This window comes from Kitasatospora sp. NBC_01287 (genome assembly GCF_026340565.1).
In the GTDB taxonomy this organism is placed as follows: domain Bacteria; phylum Actinomycetota; class Actinomycetes; order Streptomycetales; family Streptomycetaceae; genus Kitasatospora.
In genome coordinates this window covers 6,726,361-6,742,122 of record NZ_JAPEPB010000001.1, presented here as the reverse complement: position 1 = coordinate 6,742,122, position 15,762 = coordinate 6,726,361, and the positions used below count along the sequence as shown (strand labels likewise).

Sequence of the window (15,762 nt, the reverse complement as noted above, 5' to 3'; positions counted from 1 at the left end):
CCAGGACGACCCGTCCGGCTTCCGGGCCGGGATGCGCGGCCTGACCACCCGCGGCCGCTCCTTCCTGGCCGCCGGCCTGACCGCGCTGCTCTGCTCCTACCTGCTGGGCCAGAGCGCCCTGCTGCGGGTGGGCGTGCTGCTGGTCGCGCTGCCGGTGGCGGCCGCGCTGCTGCTGGTGCGCACCCGCTACCGGGTGGCCAGCGGCCGGCGGCTCACCCCGCACCGCGCCTCGGCCGGCCAGGAGGCCCGGGTCCACCTGCGGGTGGACAACATCTCCCGGGTGCCCACCGGTCTGCTGATGCTGGAGGACAAGGTGCCCTACGTGCTCGGGCCGCGTCCGCGCTTCGTGCTGGACCGGGTCGAGCCGCGCGGCTTCCGCGAGGTCTCCTACCGGGTCCGCTCCGACCTGCGCGGCCGCTACCCGCTGGGCCCGCTGCAGCTGCGGCTGACCGACCCGTTCGGCATGTGCGAGCTGACCCGCTCGTTCAGCGCCGCCGACACCCTCACCGTGGTTCCGCAGGTCCAGCCGCTGCCGGCCGTGCGGCTGAGCGGCGAGTGGGCCGGCTACGGCGACAGCACCTCGCGCGCGGTGGCGCTGGCCGGGGACGACGACACCGTGCCGCGCGAGTACCGGCACGGGGACGACCTGCGCCGGGTGCACTGGAAGTCCACCGCCAAGTACGGCGAGCTGATGGTGCGCCGCGAGGAGCAGCCGCTGAAGGCCCGGGCCACGGTGCTGCTGGACACCCGGGAGATCGGCCACCGCGGCAGCGGGCCCGCCTCCTCCTTCGAGTGGGCGGTCAGCTGCGCGGCCTCGGTCGGCGGCCACCTGCTGGAGCGCGGCTACCGGACCCGGCTGCTGACCGACAGCGGCATCCAGGTCCCCGAGACCAACGCGCCCGGCACCGGCTCGGTCAGCGACTCGGTCGGCCTGCTGCTGGACGCGCTCGCGGTGGTCGAACACTCCTCCGGCAGCGGGCTGGCCCGGGCCGAGGAGGTGCTGCGGATGGGCGGCGAGGGCCTGCTGGTGGCCATCCTCGGCACCCTGGACGACGAGCAGGTGGCCAGCCTCGGGCGGCTGCGCCGCCGGGCCGGGGCGGCGGTCGCCTTCGTGCTGGACACCGGGAGCTGGGCGGGCCTGCGCCAGGTCTTCCCCGACTCCGGCCACGACGAGCTGGAACGGCCGGTGCGGCTGCTCCGGGAGGCCGGCTGGACGGTGCTGCCCGCGCAGGCCGGCGACGCGGTTCCCGAGCTGTGGCGCCTGGCGGACCGCCAGGCCCAGGCCCAGGCCCGGAAGGGGGCGAGCGCATGACCACCCGCGCGAGACTGACCGTGTACGCCGCGCTGGCCAGCGCGCTGGCCATGCTGGGCCTGAGCCCGCTGGTGCGCCCCGCCGGCTGGATGATGCCGGCCGGCGGGCTGATCCTGGTGATCGCGCTGGTCGGCGCCGGGCTGCGCCGGATCGCGCTGGCCCGTCCGCTGGTCCTGCTGGTCCAGCTGCTGGCCGTGGCCTACCTGCTGCTCTTCGGTGCGATCCGGTCCAGCTTCGTGGTCGGCGTGCTGCCCGGCTCGGCCACCCCGCAGGCACTGAGCGACCTGGTCGGCTCGGCCGGCACCGACATCCAGCAGTACTCGATCCCGGCCCCCGACACCCCGGGCCTGCGCTTCCTGCTGATCGCGGCGGTGGCCGCGGTGGCCCTGCTGGTGGACACCCTCTCGGTCAGCTACCGCAGGGCCTCGCTGGCCGGCCTGCCGCTGCTGGCCCTCTACTCGGTGGGCACCGGGCTGGCCGGAGCGGCGGGCGGGGCGGCCTGGCTCTGGTTCCTGGCCGCCGGGGCCGGCTACCTGATGCTGCTCTTCGCCGAGGGCGGCGACCGGCTCTCCCGCTGGGGCCGGGTCTTCCACGGCGCCGGGGAGAACCGCGGCGGCCTGTCCATGGGCGGCCACCGGATCGGGCTGCTCGCCCTGGTCTGCGCCCTGGTGCTGCCGGCGCTGGCGCCCGCCTGGGACCTCAGCCTGGTCAACGGCGGCTTCGGCGACACCGGCACGGGCAGCGGCGGCGGCAACATCAGCGCGCTCAGCCCCGTGGTCTCGCTGACCGACGGGCTGCGCCGCTCGGGCAACCAGCAGCTGATCAAGTACCACGGCACCGACCCCGCGCTGGCCACCGCCTACCTGCGGATCACCGCGCTGGACGAGTTCGACGGCCAGGAGTGGAAGCCCGGCAAGCAGGACGTCGTGGCGGTTCCCAGCACGCTGCCGCGCCCCGAGGGCCTGGCCGGGGACGTGGCCACCAGCACCTTCGACACCCAGGTCGCGGTCTCCTCGGACCTCAGCACCGACTGGCTGCCCGCGCCGTACCCGATCGACCGGGTGCAGCCGCCGGGCAGCTGGCGGTACGAGCCGCAGATCGGCTCGCTGGTGGGCGACCACGGCCAGCAGGCCACCGGCCTGACCTACACGGTCACCTCGCTGACCGTGGACCCCACCGCGGACCAGCTGCGCGCGGCCGGCACCGCGCCCAGGTCGATCACCGACACCTACCTCAAGCTGCCCGCCAACCTGCCGGGCCTGGTGAAGCAGACCGCGCTGCAGGTGACCAGCGGCAAGGAGACCGCCTTCGACAAGGCGGTGGCGCTGCAGGACTGGTTCACCACCAGCGGCGGCTTCACCTACAACACCTCGATCGACCCGGGCACCGGGCCGGCCGCGATCGTGAAGTTCCTGCAGGACAAGAAGGGCTTCTGCGTGCACTTCGCCGCCACCATGGCGGCGATGGCCCGCACGCTGGGGATCCCGGCCCGGGTGGCGGTCGGCTTCGCTCCCGGCCACGCCCTGGGCAACGGCGACTACGAGGTCGGCAGCCAGGACTACCACGCCTGGCCCGAGCTGTACTTCGCCGGCGCCGGCTGGCTGCGCTTCGAGCCGACGCCCAGCCGCGGGACGGCGCCCGACTACAGCGGTGCGCAGACCGCGCCGAGCGCCAGCGCCAGCCCCGACCAGCCCTCGGCCGGCGCGAGCGACCCCAATGCGCTGCCCTCGGCCGACTCCTGCCCGCTCGTGGCGCGCAAGCAGGGCGGTTGCGGCAACGCCCAGCCCTCGCAGCAGGCGGTGCCCGTGCCGCTGGCCTCGACCGGCGGCGCCTCCGGCCTCTCCCCGCGGCTGCTCGGCCTGATCGCGGCGGGCGCGGCGGTCCTGCTCCTGCTGCTGTGGCCGATGGCCTGGCGGACCAGGCTGCGGCGCCGTCGGCTCGGTGAGGGCCGCCGCCGCTCCGGCGGCCCCGGCGGTGGACTGAGCGAGGAGCAGGTGCTGGCCGCCTGGCAGGAGCTGGTCGACTCCGCCTGGGACCTCGGCATCGCACCCGACGAGGCGCAGAGCCCCCGCTTCACCGGGGAGCGGATCAGCGAGGCGGGCGGCTTGGACGGGCCGTCCCGGGCCGCGATGGGTCGGGTGGCGCTGGCCACCGAGCGGGTGCTCTACGCCCGCGAGGCCGAGCGGCCGACGCCGCTGGGGTCGGACGTGCGGGTGGTGCGGGCCGGCCTGCGGGCCTCGGCCGGCCGCCGGCAGCGGCTGCGCGCGCTGCTGCTGCCCGCCTCGACGGCCCGGGTCGGCTGGCGGCTGGCCGACCGGATCCTCGCGGCGCGCCTGCGCACGCGGGCTGCCAAGGCCCGGGCCGGCGCCGCGCTGCGGCGGCTGCTCAGGCTGGGCCGGCCGGAGAAGCGCGGGTAGCGCGGCCACGCGGGCAACGCGAAGGGCGGGTGATCCTCTCGGATCACCCGCCCTTGTCGTTCGACCGGTCGACCTGGCCGATCCGGCGGACCCGCCCGCCTGGGCGGCGTCTCGGACCGCGCCGGGGCTCGGCGCACCCGCGGCTCGGCGCGCTGGGGCCTAGAGCCCGTCGTGCTCGTCCCGGCGGCGCTGCCAGCGCTGCTCCATCCGGTCCATCACGCTCGCCTTGCGCCGGGCCGGCGGTGCCTCCCGCAGACCCACCCCGGGGCCGGGGACCGGGTGCTTGCGCCAGCCGGCCACGGCCAGCAGCGCGCATCCGAGCATCACCAGGAAGCCCACCACGCTCAGCCAGATCAGCTGCCGCGATACGATCATCCCCCCCATCAGGAGGGCCACTCCCACCACGAATCCCGCCGCGGCCAGGTACACCCGCCGACGGGTGTAGGTGCGCAGCCCTGTTCCCTCAAGCGCCGTCGCGAACTTGGGATCTTCGGCGTACAGCGCTCGCTCCATCTGGTCGAGCAGTTGCTGCTCGTGCTCCGAGAGCGGCACGGAGTCCTCCTACTCGTCGGTCGCAGCGCGACCGGTCCGCCACCTGGCCTTGTCGTGGTCCATATGCCCCATGCGTCTGGCCGTCATGCGTTCTGGCTTTACCCAGATCATACGGTCCATCGACGGGTTCCGGAGCGGGCGGCGGCCGGCCGGGTCCACCGCGCTCGCCACACCCCGCAAGGGTGCAACGAGCGGACCGGCCGCCGAGTGCCCGAACGGACTCAGTCGAGTGCGGCGAGCAGGTGGAGCTGGGTGGCGACGGCGTGGAAGGCGGGCTGCTGGGCGGCCGCCTCCTCAAGCCGGAGCAGCGCCTCCATGGCCCCGGGCTCGGTGTCCACCAGGACCCCGGGCACCAGGTCGGCGAAGACCCGCACACCGTGCACCGAGGCGACACTGAGCCCGGCGGCGGCCGCCAGCCCGTGCAGTTCGTCGGCGGTGAAGCGGCGCGGCATCGGGTCACCGGTGCCCCAGCGGCCGTCGACGGCACCGAGCACGGTGCGGGCCTCGTCGAAGTGGCCGGCCAACGCCCGGGCCAGCACCGCGCCGTTGCGGTTGGCGGCCAGCAGGCTGACCAGGCCGCCCTTGTGCAGGGTGCCGGTCAGGTGGCCGAGCGCCTCGGCCGGGTCGTCCACCACCTCCAGGACGCCGTGGCAGAGCACCGCGTCCACCGAGGCGGGGGCGATCACCTCGGGCAGCGTCTGAGTGTCGCCCTGCACCGCGCGGACCAGATCGGTCACACCGGCCTCGGCGGCGCGGCGCTCCAGCGCGAAGAGCGCGTCGGGGCTGGGATCCACCACGGTGACCCGGTGCCCGAGCCTGGCCACCGGCACGGCGAAGTTGCCCGTGCCGCCCCCCGTGTCCAGCACGTCCAGCACGGGCTGGTCCAGCTCGGCGGCCCGGCGCTCCAGCGCCGTACGGACCACCTCCCAGACCACGGCGGTGCGCAGGGCGCTGCGGGGACGCGTCGGGTACAAGGGTCGTCTCCTCAGGAGGAAGTCGGGCCTGACCTCTCCACCCTATTGCCTTCCACCTGCAGCACCCGCTCGACCAGACGGACGAACAGCGCGGTGTTGCGGATCAGGTCGTCGGCGTCCCGGGCCGAGGCGGATCCGGGCACGCCCGCCTCGGCACTCGCGCGCTTGGCCGCGCCGGCCGCGAAGTAGAGGGCCCACTCGGCGAGTTCGGGCGCCACCTCGGGCAGCACCGCCCAGGCGCTGCGGATCGCCTTGCGACGGCGCGGGTTCTTCTCCGGGCGGCCACGCACCGCGAGCACGGCCGCGGTGGTGCGCAGCGCGGCCAGGTGGGCGGTGGCGTACCGCTCCAGCGGGTCCTCGGCGGCGGCGGCCGCGAGCAGCGTGCGGTGCGCCTGGGTCAGCAGGTCGCGGGCGGCGGGCGGGGCACCGGCCCTGAGCAGCACCGGGTGGACGTCGACGGAGCGCAGCGGGATCTCGTCCGCTGCCTCCGCCCGGGAGGAGCCCCCTTGGAGGTCTGCGACGGTCATGGTCTGTACTCCCCCGGTCCAAAGCGGTGGCACGGACCGGTCGGCCCGTGTACCGCCATGCTCGCGCCGGGCACTGACAATCCGGCCGCGCTCAGCCCGCCAGCCGCTCCAGGGTGGCCTCCAGCCAGGCGAGTTCGGCCCGGCTGGTGGCCCGCGCGATCAGCAGCACGCCCTGCCGGAACGGGTCGTCCAGCTCCTCGGCGGTGACCGGGCGCTCGCCGTCGTAGAAGAAGCTCGCCGGGGTCCGCAGGAAGGCCAGCCGGCGTTCCAGCACCGCGCGCTGGGCGGCCGGGTCGGCGAGGTGGCGCAGGAAGGCGAGCAGGGTGAACCAGCGGTTCTCATCGCTGATGTCCAGCTCGGTCGGCCCGCGCAGGATGTCGAACAGCTCGGCCCGGCCCGCTTCGGTGAGGTGCAGGGTGTGCCGGGGGGCGGCGGCGCTGCCGGGCTCCTTCTCGCGCCGGAGCAGGCCGGCCGCCTCCAGCTTCTTGATCGCGGGGTAGAGGGTGCCGTCGCTGATCGGCCGCACGTGGCCGGTCAGCGCGGCCAGGTGGCGGCGCAGCTCGTAACCGTGCAACGGCCGCTCGTGGAGGAATCCGAGGATCGCCAGCTTCAGCATGGGGCTACGATGTCATACCTCGGCATCGATGTACCTAGCTATCGAGGATGGTCTTCATGCACGCTGCTCCCGTCACCCCGGCCGGCGATCTGCTCCGCTGGGTCGAACTACCCGGCGACCCCGCCCTGCCCGCCCGGGTCTACCTCCACGGCCTGGGTGCCAGCTCCCCCGCGTACTTCGCGGCCACCGCCGCCCACCCGCTGCTGGCCGGCCCCCGCTCACTGCTGGTCGACCTGCTCGGCTTCGGACTCAGCGACCGGCCCACCGACTTCCCGTACACCCTGGAGGCGCACGCCGACGCGGTCGCGACCGCGCTGCGCGCGGCGGGGGTGGGCGCGGCGGAGCTGATCGGGCACAGCATGGGCGGGGCGGTCGCGATCGTGCTGGCGCACCGGCATCCCGCCCTGGTGGCGAAGCTGGTGCTGGCGGACGCCAACCTCGACCCGGTCACCCCCGCCAAGCGGCCCGGCAGCAGCGGGATCGCCACCTTCACCGAAGCGGAGTTCCTGGCCGGCGGCTGGCGCGAGGTGCGCGAACTGGTCGGCCCGCACTGGTGGTCCACCATGCGGCTGGCCGGCCGCACCGCCCTGCACCGCAGCGCGGTGCGACTGGCCCAGGGCACCACCCCGACCATGCGCGAGCTGCTGCTCGGCCTGCGGATCCCGCGCGCCTTCCTCTACCCCGCCGCCGACGGCACCGCCGGTCTGCCGGGACCCGGCGTCGAGCTGGTGGCGATCCCGGACGCCGGGCACAACCTGATGCTGGACAACCCGCAGGCCTTCGCCCGGGCGGTGGCGGGAGCGCTGGGCGCCGGGCCCCGCGCCGCGGCGGATTAGGATCACCCGTCATGGCACGGATCGTCATCATCGGAGCAGGCATCAGCGGACTGGCGGCGGCCGCGCGGCTGGCCACCATCGGCCACCGGGTGACGGTCTTCGAGGCGGCCCCGACCTACGGCGGGATGCTCGGCCGCCACCAGCACGAGGGCTTCGCCTTCGACACCGGGCCGACCCTGCTGACGCTGCCCGCCGTCTACCGCGACCTCGCGCTGAAGACCGGCCGGGAGCCGCTGGAGCAGCTGGTGGAGCTGGCCCCGGTGGAGCCGGAGAGCCGGCACCTGTTCGCCGACGGCACAGCGCTGGCCCTGCCCAACGCCTCGCGCGGTGGGGTCGCCCAGGCGCTGGACGCCGCGCTGGGGGCCGGCGCCGGCGAGCGCTGGGGTGCGGTGATGAACCGCGGCCGCGCCGTCTGGGAGGCCACCCGCCGCCCGCTGCTGGAGGAGCCGCTGCCCGCCGACCCCGCCCCGCTGGCCGCCGACCCCTACCCGGCCGCCCCGCGCCGCGGCCTGGCCCGGCTGCTGCCGGGCGGCGGAACCCCGAGCCTGGACCAGGTGGCCGCCCGCGAGCTCGGCGGCCACCCGGCGCTGACCGCGCTGCTCACCGAGTACGCGCTGCGCTTCGGCCTCGACCCGCGCACCGCGCCCGCCGGCGCCACGGTGATCCCGTACATGGAGCAGACCTTCGGCGTCTGGTACGTCCAGGGCGGCCTGCGCGCCCTGGCCGACGCGGTGTTCCGCCGGTGCGAGCAGCGCGGGGTGGAGTTCCGGTTCGGCGAGCGGGTCGGGGCGGACCAGCCGATCGACGCCGACCTGGTGCTCCGCCCCGCGCCCGGTGACCCGCGGGCGCCCGGCCGGTTCACCGTGCTGCTCGCGCTGCGCGGCGCCCGCCCGCCCGGCACCGCGCACCGCACCGTCGTGCACGCCGCCGACCGGGCCGAGGAGCTGGACGCGCTGTTCGGCACGGGTGGCCCGCCCCGGCTCTGTGCACGCCCGACCGTGCAGGTACTTCGGCCGGACGACCCGTCACTGCGGCCCGACGCCGAGCACGAGGCGGTCACCCTGACCGTGACCGTCCCCTCCCAGGCACAGCTGGACTGGACCGTCCCGGGGCGGGCCGAGCGGTTCGCCGACCAGCTGCTCACGCGGCTGGACGCGGCCGGACTCGGCCTGGCGGAGCGGGTGCTCCGGCGGGAGCTGCGCACTCCGGCGGACACCGAGCGGGAGACCTCGGCACCGGGCGGCGCGGTGCCGCGCCCGTCCCTGGCCGGTGCCGGCGGCGGCTTCCTGCGGCCGGCCAACGCCGTGCCGGGCCACCCCGGCCACTACCTGGTCGGCGGCGGCGCCCACCCGGGCGGCGGGCTGGCCAGGGCCGGCATGTCGGCCTGCGTGGTGGCGGGCCTGATCGGCCCTGCGTGACCCGCCACGAGGGCTACTGCCAACCCTCGTGCTGCGGCTGCTGGTAGTACTCGTAGGACTGCTGCTGGGGGACGTGCTGCTGCGGGATGTGCTGCTGCGGGATGTGCTGCTGGGGGATGCCGTACTCGGGCTGGTACTGGCTCGGGTCGTAGGCCTGCTGCTGCCACTGCTGCTGCTCGTAGCCGGCGTACTCCTGCGGCTGCGGCTGCTGGTAGTAGCCGTACTCCACCGGGACCTGCTGCTGGTAGCCGTAGTTCGGGTCGAACTGCTGCTGCTGTTGTTGCTGCTGGTGCTGCTGCTGCTGGTCGACGTACCCGTAGGGCACCGCCTGCGGCTGCTGCTCGTAGACCGACTCGTAGACGCCGTACTCGCCCTCGGCGGTCACCGCCTCCAGCACCGGCTCCGGCAGCACCTGCTGCTCGGGCTCCTCGATCGGCCCGACCTCGCCGACCACCGGCTCGGCCACCGGCTCGACCGCCGCCGCGCCGCTGGTGGCCGCGCTGAGCAGCGGCACCTTGCGGAGCGGGCCCGGCAGCGAACCGTCGGCGCCGCGCAGCGACCAGCCGGACGCGTAACCGCGCTTGACGGAGAGGGTGACGAGGACCTGACCGGTGGTGAAGGCCAGCGCGCCGGCCGCGATCACCGGCACCGAGTGGACCGCCATCCCGGCCGCCACCAGCAGGAAGCCGCCCAGCGCGACCCCGCGCCAGTGCAGCGGGGCCCGGTTCTGCAGCAGCAGCTCGGCCACCAGCCAGAGCGCGACCACGGCGAGCGCCGCGTACAAGGCCAGCATCCCGATGCCCATCGGCGTTCCTCCACCCAGCCTGGTGCGCGACACGCGTGTGCGGCGACTGTACCTGTTCGACAGCCACCGCCCCACATCCCGTGCGGGAGCCGCTTCAGCCCCTGTGCAGACCGAGGTTCTGGTAGATCTGCAGCGTGGCCAGCGAGCCGTTGAGCGTGATGAAGTGCAGACCCGGCGCGCCCTCGGCGAGCAGCCGCTCGGACATCGCGGTGGCGTGCTCCATGCCCACCTCGCGCAGCGCCGCCGGATCGTCGACCACCGCGCGCAGCCGGGCCTCCAGCTCGGGCGGGAACGGCGCACCGCTCAGCTGCGGGAAGCGCTCAAGCTGCTTGGCGTTGGTCACCGGCATGATCTCCGGGATGATCGGCGTCTCGCAGCCGGCCGCCACCACCCGGTCGCGCAGCCGCAGGTAGTCCTCCACCTCGAAGAACATCTGGGTGATCGCGTAGTCGGCGCCGGCCCGGATCTTGCCGACCAGGTGCCGGATGTCGTCGTCCCAGTCGGTCGACCGCGGGTGCATGTTCGGGGAGGCGGCCACGCCCACGCAGAAGTCGCCGATCGACTTGATCAGCTCGACCAGCTCGTAGGCGTAGGTGACGCCCTGCGGGTGGCGCACCCACTCGCCGCTCGGGTCGCCGGGCGGGTCACCGCGCACCGCCAGCACGTTGCGCACCCCCTGGTCGGCGTACTGGCCGATGATGTTGCGCAGCTCGGCCACCGAGTGGTCGACCGCCGTCAGGTGGGCCACCGGGGTCAGCGTGGTCTCGGTGGCGATCCGGCCGACGATGTTGACCGTGCGGCCGCGGGTGGAGCCGCCGGCGCCGTAGGTCATGCAGACGAAGTTGGGGTTCAGCGGCTCCAGGCGGCGGATCGCCGACCAGAGCTTGTGCTCGGCCGCCTCGCTGCGCGGCGGCATGAACTCGAAGGAGTACGAACGCTTCCCGGCCGCCAGGAGTTCGCGGACCGTGAGCGCGCGGTCGGTTCTGGTGGAGGGAACGCCGAGTGCCATGGTCGCAGGGTATCCGCCGCCGCTGTAGCGCGGACAAACTCCGCCCAATTGCTGAGACAATCTGTCCACCGGCTGGGGTGTCCGGGACGGACGGCGTCCACGGGGCGCCCGGGGCGGGGTCCGGCGTCGTACTCCTGTCCGGTCGCCCGGTTAGGCTGATCTCCACCCCAAGCAGCCGCCGAGCGACCATAAAAATGTGCCCCGGAGTGCCCGTGACCTCGCCCAGCCCCACCCCCGTGCAACCGCTCGACCAGTCCGCCGCCCGCTCGCGGGTCGACGCGGCGCTCGCCCGGTTCATGGCCGAGCAGCACGAGCGGCTCAGCGCCATCTCCCCGGACCTGGTGGCGGCCGCCGACGCGCTGCGCGACTTCCTGCTGGACGGCGGCAAGCGGCTGCGCCCGGCGTTCTGCTACTGGGGCTGGCGCGGGGCGGGCGGCGCGGCCGACAGCGCGGGGGCCTTCCGGGCGGCGGCCGCGCTGGAGCTGCTGCAGGCCAGCGCCCTGGTGCACGACGACCTGATGGACCGCAGCGACACCCGTCGCGGCCTGCCCTCGATGCACCGCCGGTTCGAGGCGCTGCACCGCGAGCAGGGTTGGCGCGGTGACCGCGAGCAGTACGGGGCGGCGGCCGCGCTGCTGCTCGGCGACCTGCTGCTGATCTGGTGCGACGAGCTCTTCACCCGCTGCGGCCTGGAGGCGGCGACGGTGCTGGCGGCCAAGCCGGTCTTCGACCTGATGCGCACCGAGGTGATGGCCGGTCAGTACCTGGACGTGCTGGAGCCGGTGGCCGGCGACTCGACCGACGAGCTGGCGCTGGTCCGGGCGACCACCGTGCTGCACTACAAGTCGGCGAAGTACACCATCGAGCGCCCGCTGCAGGTCGGCGCCCGGCTGGCCGGGGCGAGCGAGGAGCTGGTGGCCGCGTACGGGGCCTTCGGGCTGCCGCTCGGCGAGGCGTTCCAGCTGCGCGACGACCTGCTCGGCGTCTTCGGGGACCCGGCGGTCACCGGCAAGCCCGCCGGCGACGACCTGCGCGAGGGCAAGCGGACCCTGCTGGTCGCGCTCGCGCTGCGGGCGCTGCCGCGGGAGCGGGCGGCCCGGCTGGACGCCGGGCTCGGCGCGGCCGACCTGACGGCGGCGCGGATCGCCGAGCTGAGCGCGCTGGTGGCCGAGAGCGGCGCGCCGGAGCAGGTGGAGCAGCGGATCGAGCAGCTGATGGAGCGTTCGCTGGCCGCGCTGGCCGCCGCGCCACTGCACGACGAAGCGGCCCGGGAGACGCTGCTCGCGCTCGCCCGGGCCGCCACCGTACGGCGGTACTGACCGGGGCCGTCGGCCGGCGGCGAGCGGCCGGCGGCCGGTAGCCGTCAGTCCAGCTCGCGCACCCGCCGGGCCAGCTCGGCGGCCGCCGCGCCCGGGTCCTCGGCGGCGGTGATCGCCCGGACCACCACCACCCGGCGCGCACCGGCCGCGAGCACCTGGTCCAGGTTGCCCAGGTCGATGCCGCCGATCGCGAACCACGGCCGGTCACTCGCCTGCTCCGCCGCGTACCGGGCCAGGCCCAGGCCCGGCGCCGGCCGGCCCGGCTTGGTCGGGGTCGGCCAGAGCGGCCCGGTGCAGAAGTAGTCCACCCCCGGCTCGGCGATCGCCCCGGCGACCTCCGACTCGGCGTGGCAGGAGCGCCCGATCACCACGTCCGGACCCAGGATCGCCCGGGCGGCCGGCACCGGCAGGTCGTCCTGCCCCAGGTGCAGCACCTGGGGGCGGGCGGCGTGCGCGACGTCCGCCCGGTCGTTCACCGCGAAGAGCTTGCCGTGGCGCTCGGCGGCCGCCGCGAAGACCTCCAGGAACTCCAGCTCCTGCTTGGCCTCCAGGCCCTTGTCCCGCAGCTGGACGATGTCCACGCCGCCGGCCAGCACCGCGTCCAGGAACTGCTCCAGGTCGCCCTGCTCGCGGCGCGCGTCGGTGCACAGGTAGAGCCGGGCGGCGGCCAGCTTCGCGCGGTACTCGGCGCCCGCCGTCACAGGGACATCGCCTGGGCGCGCCGCTTCACCTCGGTGCCGCGGTTCTCCCGCAGCGCCTGGATCGGGCTGCCCGGCAGCGAGGGGTCCTCGGTGAAGAGCCACTCCAGGATCTCCTCGTCGGAGAACCGGCCGTCGCGCAGCACGGTCAGCGTCCCGGCCAGGTGCTTGACCAGGCCGTCGTCCTCGATGAAGGCGGCCGGGACCTGGAGCGACCGGTTGGGGCCGCGGCGCACCGCGATCAGCTTGTGGTCCTTGACCATCTGGCGGACCTCGGTGACCAGCACCCCCCAGCGCTCGGAGATGTCGGGCAGGTAGGTCCAGTCCTGGACCAGGGATTCGATCTTGGATTCCGTCTCACTCACAGCACCAGCCTGCCACCTCGCCGGGCCCCGGCGCACCACGCACCCGCTCGGAGCGCCTCAGCGCACGGCCGACTTGAGCGGCACGGCGGGGTCGGCGGCCAGCACCGGGTCCAGCTCGCGGCCCTGGTCGATCAGCCGCCGTGCCTGGGCCAGGTCGCGCGGGCGGTCCACGGTCAGCACCGCCACCGGCCGCCCCTCGCGCAGCCAGAGCGCGCTCCACCCGGGGTCGGCGGGCGAGCCGCGCCGCAGCAGCAGGTCGCCCGCAGCGTGCCGGCCCGCGTACTGCACCATCCGCCCGAACTGCTCGGACCAGAAGTACGGCACCGGGTCGTACGGGGCCGCCGCGCCCAGCAGCCCGGCCGCCACCGCCCGCCCCGAGTGCAGCGCGTGGTCCCAGTGCTGCACGGTGACCCGCCCGCCGTACCGGGTGGAGGGGTAGCCCGCGCAGTCGCCGGCCGCCCAGACCCCGGGCAGCGAGGTGCGCAGCGCGGCGTCGGCGAGGATCGCGCCGGCGGCGTCCAGCTCGATGCCGGAGCCGGCCAGCCAGGCGGTGTCGGGGCGGGCGCCGACGCCGATCACCACCTCGTCGGCGGGCACCGTCTCCCCGTCGGCCAGGTGCACCGCGCCGGGCACGATCCGGTCCACCCGGGCGCCGAGCCGCAGCTCGACCCCGGCCTCGGCGTACCAGGCCCGCATCGGCTCGGTCAGCTCGGCCGGCAGCGCGCCCGGCAGCGGCTCCCCGGCCGCCTCCAGCACGGTGACCCGGCAGCCGAGCAGGCGTGCGGCGGTCGCGGTCTCGGCGCCGATCCAGCCGGCGCCGACCAGTACCAGGTGGGCGCCGGGGCGCAGGACTGCACGCAGTGCGAGCGAATCGTCGACGGTGCGCAGCACCCGGGCGGCCTCGTCGCCGGGCAGCCGCACCGGCCTCGCGCCGGTGGCGATGACCAGGCGGTCGTAGGGCAGGTCGCCCGCGTCGGTACGCAGCGTGCCCGGGGCCAGCCCGGTGGCCCGGCGGCCGGTCAGCAACCGGACGTCGAGCGCCTCCCAGTCCAGGTCGAAGGCGGTCGCGGCGACCTTGCCGAGGAGCACGTCCTTGGAGAGCGGCGGCCGGTCGTAGGGGCGGTGCGGCTCCGCGCCGACCAGGCTCAGCGGCCCGCTCCAGCCCGCCTCCCGCAAGGCCACCGCGCACTGCGCGCCCGCCAGCCCCGCGCCGACCACGACCACCCGATCCGTGCTCCTCAGCTCTTCCACCTGCAGCACTGTAGCGATCCCGGCGGCGTCCGCCGAGTGGTCGTGCCTTCAGTCCGCCCGTCACCCGGCGTTATGGTGGGGGCATCCTCACGGGAGCCCGGTGCACCGGGCTGAGAGGCGGGCTACGGCGGCCCGCGACCGTCCGAACCTGATCCGGGTCATGCCGGCGAAGGGAGAACCGGTCCTCTTGTCACGCACCAATGACTTGTCGCACACCAATGCCTTGTCTCGCGCCAACGCCTTGTCTCGCACCGAGGACGACGCACCGACCGACGTGCTGGTGATCGGCGGCGGCATCATCGGCCTGGCGGTCGCCTGGCGCACCGCGCAGCGCGGGCTGCGGGTGGCCGTGGTCGACCCGGCCCCCGGCGGCGGTGCCGCGCGGGTCGCGGCGGGCATGCTGGCCCCGGTCACCGAGCTGCAGTACGGCGAGGAACCGCTGCTGCGCCTGGGCATGGCGTCCAACGAGCGGTACGCCGCCTTCACCGCCGAGCTGACCGAGCTGACCGGCCTGGACACCGGCTACCGCGTCACCGGCACGCTGGCGGTCGCGCTGGACGCCGACGACAAGGCCGAGCTGAGCGAGCTGCACGCCTTCCACCAGCGGCTCGGCCTCGCCTCCGACTGGCTGAGCGGCCGCGAGGCCCGCCGGCTGGAGCCGATGCTGGCCCCGGGGGTGCGCGGCGGCCTGCTGGTCACCGGCGACCACCAGGTGGACGGGCGGCGGCTGGCGGCGGCGCTGGTGCGGGCCTGCGAGCTGAGCGGTGTGCTGCTGCACCGGGCCGAGGCCGTCGAGCTGCTGGTCGAGGACGACCGGGCGACGGGCGTGCGGCTGGGCACCGGCGAGCGGCTGCTCGCCGCTCGGACCGTGCTGGCCGCGGGCGCGCGCAGCCACCTGCTACCGGGCCTGCCGCCCGGGGTGCTGCCCGCGATCCGCCCGGTCAAGGGCCAGATCCTGCGGCTGCGGATCCCGGCCGCCTACCGCCCCTTCCTCTCCCGCAACGTGCGCGCGGTGGTGCGCGGCGGCCACCTCTACCTGGTGCCGCGGGCGGACGGCGAGCTGGTGGTCGGGGCGACCACCGAGGAGCAGGGCCACGACACCACCGTCACCGCGGGCGGCGTCTACGAGCTGCTGCGCGACGCCCACGAGCTGGTCCCCGGGATCACCGAGCTGCCGCTGGTGGAGACCGGCGCGGGCCTGCGCCCCGGCTCGCCCGACAACGCCCCGCTGCTGGGGCCCACCGCGCTGCCCGGACTGGTCGCCGCCACCGGCCACTACCGCAACGGCGTGCTGCTCACCCCGGTCACCGGCGACCTGCTCGCCGAGTACCTGGCCGACGGCACGCTGCCCGAGCGGGCCGCCCCGTTCTCCCCCGACCGCTTCGCCCTCAGGAGCCTGGTATGAGCCTGATCCCCCCGGCCGTCCCCGTGACCGGCCCCCCAGCCGTCCCCGTGACCGTCCCCCTGACCGTCAACGGCGAGCCGCGCGAGGTCAGCGGCGGGGCCACCCTCGCCGAGCTGGTCGCCGAGCTGTCCAAGGCCCCCTCCGGGGTGGCGGCCGCGGTCAACGAGGCCGTGGTGCCGCGCGGTTCGTGGGCCGGCACCCTGCTGGCGGCCGGCGACCGGGTGGAGATCCTCACCGCCGTGCAGGGAGGCTGACGCC

16 protein-coding genes and 1 riboswitch are annotated in these 15,762 nt (G+C 75.4%); of the genes, 7 read left to right on the top strand and 9 right to left on the bottom strand.

Annotated features, from left to right (window positions below; genetic code table 11):
- The first annotated feature begins 31 nt into the window (after window positions 1-31).
- A complete protein-coding gene (locus OG455_RS29500) occupies window positions 32-1,312 on the top strand; it encodes a DUF58 domain-containing protein (RefSeq protein WP_266300997.1) in 1,281 nt (426 codons plus the stop codon).
- Window positions 1,309-3,729: a DUF3488 and transglutaminase-like domain-containing protein gene (locus tag OG455_RS29495; RefSeq protein ID WP_266298870.1), complete on the top strand. Its 2,421-nt coding sequence runs from the start codon at window positions 1,309-1,311 to the stop codon at window positions 3,727-3,729. The genes OG455_RS29500 and OG455_RS29495 overlap by 4 nt, the downstream gene beginning before the upstream one ends.
- A gap of 159 nt (window positions 3,730-3,888) precedes the next feature.
- On the opposite strand, the gene OG455_RS29490 is transcribed toward OG455_RS29495, so the two are convergent.
- The 4 genes from OG455_RS29490 to OG455_RS29475 all read right to left on the bottom strand — a co-directional run bounded on the left by OG455_RS29490 (window position 3,889) and on the right by OG455_RS29475 (window position 6,398).
- The gene (locus OG455_RS29490; protein ID WP_266298868.1) at window positions 3,889-4,281 is read right to left on the bottom strand and encodes a DUF3040 domain-containing protein; all 393 of its coding nucleotides are present in this window, start codon (window positions 4,279-4,281) and stop codon (window positions 3,889-3,891) included.
- 221 nt (window positions 4,282-4,502) lie between these two features.
- On the bottom strand, window positions 4,503-5,255 hold the full coding sequence (locus tag OG455_RS29485) for a methyltransferase domain-containing protein (protein ID WP_266298866.1): 753 nt from the start codon (window positions 5,253-5,255) through the stop codon (window positions 4,503-4,505).
- A gap of 11 nt (window positions 5,256-5,266) precedes the next feature.
- On the bottom strand, window positions 5,267-5,782 hold the full coding sequence (locus OG455_RS29480; protein WP_266298864.1) for an SAV_6107 family HEPN domain-containing protein: 516 nt from the start codon (window positions 5,780-5,782) through the stop codon (window positions 5,267-5,269).
- Window positions 5,783-5,873: 91 nt separating this feature from the next.
- The gene (locus OG455_RS29475) at window positions 5,874-6,398 is read right to left on the bottom strand and encodes a PadR family transcriptional regulator (protein ID WP_266298862.1); all 525 of its coding nucleotides are present in this window, start codon (window positions 6,396-6,398) and stop codon (window positions 5,874-5,876) included.
- Window positions 6,399-6,454: 56 nt separating this feature from the next.
- On the opposite strand from OG455_RS29475, the gene OG455_RS29470 reads away from it, so the two are divergent.
- Both OG455_RS29470 and OG455_RS29465 read left to right on the top strand, forming a co-directional pair.
- Entirely contained in the window at window positions 6,455-7,234 is a 780-nt protein-coding gene (locus OG455_RS29470; RefSeq protein ID WP_266298860.1) for an alpha/beta fold hydrolase, read from the top strand.
- Between the two features lie 11 nt (window positions 7,235-7,245).
- A complete protein-coding gene (locus tag OG455_RS29465) occupies window positions 7,246-8,652 on the top strand; it encodes an NAD(P)/FAD-dependent oxidoreductase (protein ID WP_266298858.1) in 1,407 nt (468 codons plus the stop codon).
- A gap of 13 nt (window positions 8,653-8,665) precedes the next feature.
- Here the strand turns inward: OG455_RS29465 and OG455_RS29460 are convergent, their stop codons facing one another.
- Together OG455_RS29460 and metF are read right to left on the bottom strand one after the other, a co-directional pair.
- Window positions 8,666-9,457, bottom strand: a complete 792-nt coding sequence (locus OG455_RS29460) for a hypothetical protein (protein ID WP_266298856.1) — start codon at window positions 9,455-9,457, stop codon at window positions 8,666-8,668.
- A gap of 94 nt (window positions 9,458-9,551) precedes the next feature.
- The gene (gene metF, locus OG455_RS29455; protein ID WP_266298854.1) at window positions 9,552-10,466 is read right to left on the bottom strand and encodes a methylenetetrahydrofolate reductase [NAD(P)H]; all 915 of its coding nucleotides are present in this window, start codon (window positions 10,464-10,466) and stop codon (window positions 9,552-9,554) included.
- Window positions 10,467-10,678: 212 nt separating this feature from the next.
- Here metF and OG455_RS29450 point away from each other — a divergent pair, with 212 nt between their 5' ends.
- Window positions 10,679-11,785, top strand: a complete 1,107-nt coding sequence (locus OG455_RS29450; protein WP_266298852.1) for a polyprenyl synthetase family protein — start codon at window positions 10,679-10,681, stop codon at window positions 11,783-11,785.
- Window positions 11,786-11,829: 44 nt separating this feature from the next.
- Here the strand turns inward: OG455_RS29450 and thiE are convergent, their stop codons facing one another.
- Genes thiE through OG455_RS29435 form a run of 3 tightly spaced genes read right to left on the bottom strand, consistent with a single transcriptional unit; the run spans window position 11,830 to window position 14,108 of the window.
- Window positions 11,830-12,486, bottom strand: a complete 657-nt coding sequence (gene thiE / locus OG455_RS29445) for a thiamine phosphate synthase (protein ID WP_266298850.1) — start codon at window positions 12,484-12,486, stop codon at window positions 11,830-11,832.
- On the bottom strand, window positions 12,483-12,848 hold the full coding sequence (locus OG455_RS29440; protein ID WP_266298848.1) for an Rv2175c family DNA-binding protein: 366 nt from the start codon (window positions 12,846-12,848) through the stop codon (window positions 12,483-12,485). Before OG455_RS29440 ends, thiE begins: the two co-directional genes overlap by 4 nt.
- Window positions 12,849-12,905: 57 nt before the next feature.
- Window positions 12,906-14,108, bottom strand: a complete 1,203-nt coding sequence (locus OG455_RS29435) for an NAD(P)/FAD-dependent oxidoreductase (protein WP_266298846.1) — start codon at window positions 14,106-14,108, stop codon at window positions 12,906-12,908.
- A gap of 70 nt (window positions 14,109-14,178) precedes the next feature.
- Window positions 14,179-14,291: riboswitch (TPP riboswitch) on the top strand.
- Window positions 14,292-14,322: 31 nt separating this feature from the next.
- Here OG455_RS29435 and thiO point away from each other — a divergent pair.
- Window positions 14,323-15,504 (top strand): glycine oxidase ThiO, encoded by a 1,182-nt coding sequence (gene thiO / locus OG455_RS29430; protein WP_266298844.1) that lies wholly within the window; start codon window positions 14,323-14,325, stop codon window positions 15,502-15,504.
- Window positions 15,501-15,758, top strand: a complete 258-nt coding sequence (gene thiS / locus OG455_RS29425; protein WP_266298842.1) for a sulfur carrier protein ThiS — start codon at window positions 15,501-15,503, stop codon at window positions 15,756-15,758. The genes thiO and thiS overlap by 4 nt, the downstream gene beginning before the upstream one ends.
- Window positions 15,759-15,762 lie beyond the last annotated feature (4 nt).

What these genes read in the sequence shown, in the direction of transcription:
- thiS (WP_266298842.1), top strand. Translation starts at nt 15,501, where the DNA reads ATGAGCCTGATCCCCCCGGCCGTCCCCGTGACCGGCCCCCCAGCCGTC.
- metF (WP_266298854.1), bottom strand. Translation starts at nt 10,466, where the DNA reads ATGGCACTCGGCGTTCCCTCCACCAGAACCGACCGCGCGCTCACGGTC.
- OG455_RS29470 (WP_266298860.1), top strand. Translation starts at nt 6,455, where the DNA reads ATGCACGCTGCTCCCGTCACCCCGGCCGGCGATCTGCTCCGCTGGGTC.
- OG455_RS29495 (WP_266298870.1), top strand. Translation starts at nt 1,309, where the DNA reads ATGACCACCCGCGCGAGACTGACCGTGTACGCCGCGCTGGCCAGCGCG.
- OG455_RS29475 (WP_266298862.1), bottom strand. Translation starts at nt 6,398, where the DNA reads ATGCTGAAGCTGGCGATCCTCGGATTCCTCCACGAGCGGCCGTTGCAC.
- OG455_RS29480 (WP_266298864.1), bottom strand. Translation starts at nt 5,782, where the DNA reads ATGACCGTCGCAGACCTCCAAGGGGGCTCCTCCCGGGCGGAGGCAGCG.
- OG455_RS29500 (WP_266300997.1), top strand. Translation starts at nt 32, where the DNA reads ATGCGCGGCCTGACCACCCGCGGCCGCTCCTTCCTGGCCGCCGGCCTG.
- OG455_RS29460 (WP_266298856.1), bottom strand. Translation starts at nt 9,457, where the DNA reads ATGGGCATCGGGATGCTGGCCTTGTACGCGGCGCTCGCCGTGGTCGCG.
- OG455_RS29465 (WP_266298858.1), top strand. Translation starts at nt 7,246, where the DNA reads ATGGCACGGATCGTCATCATCGGAGCAGGCATCAGCGGACTGGCGGCG.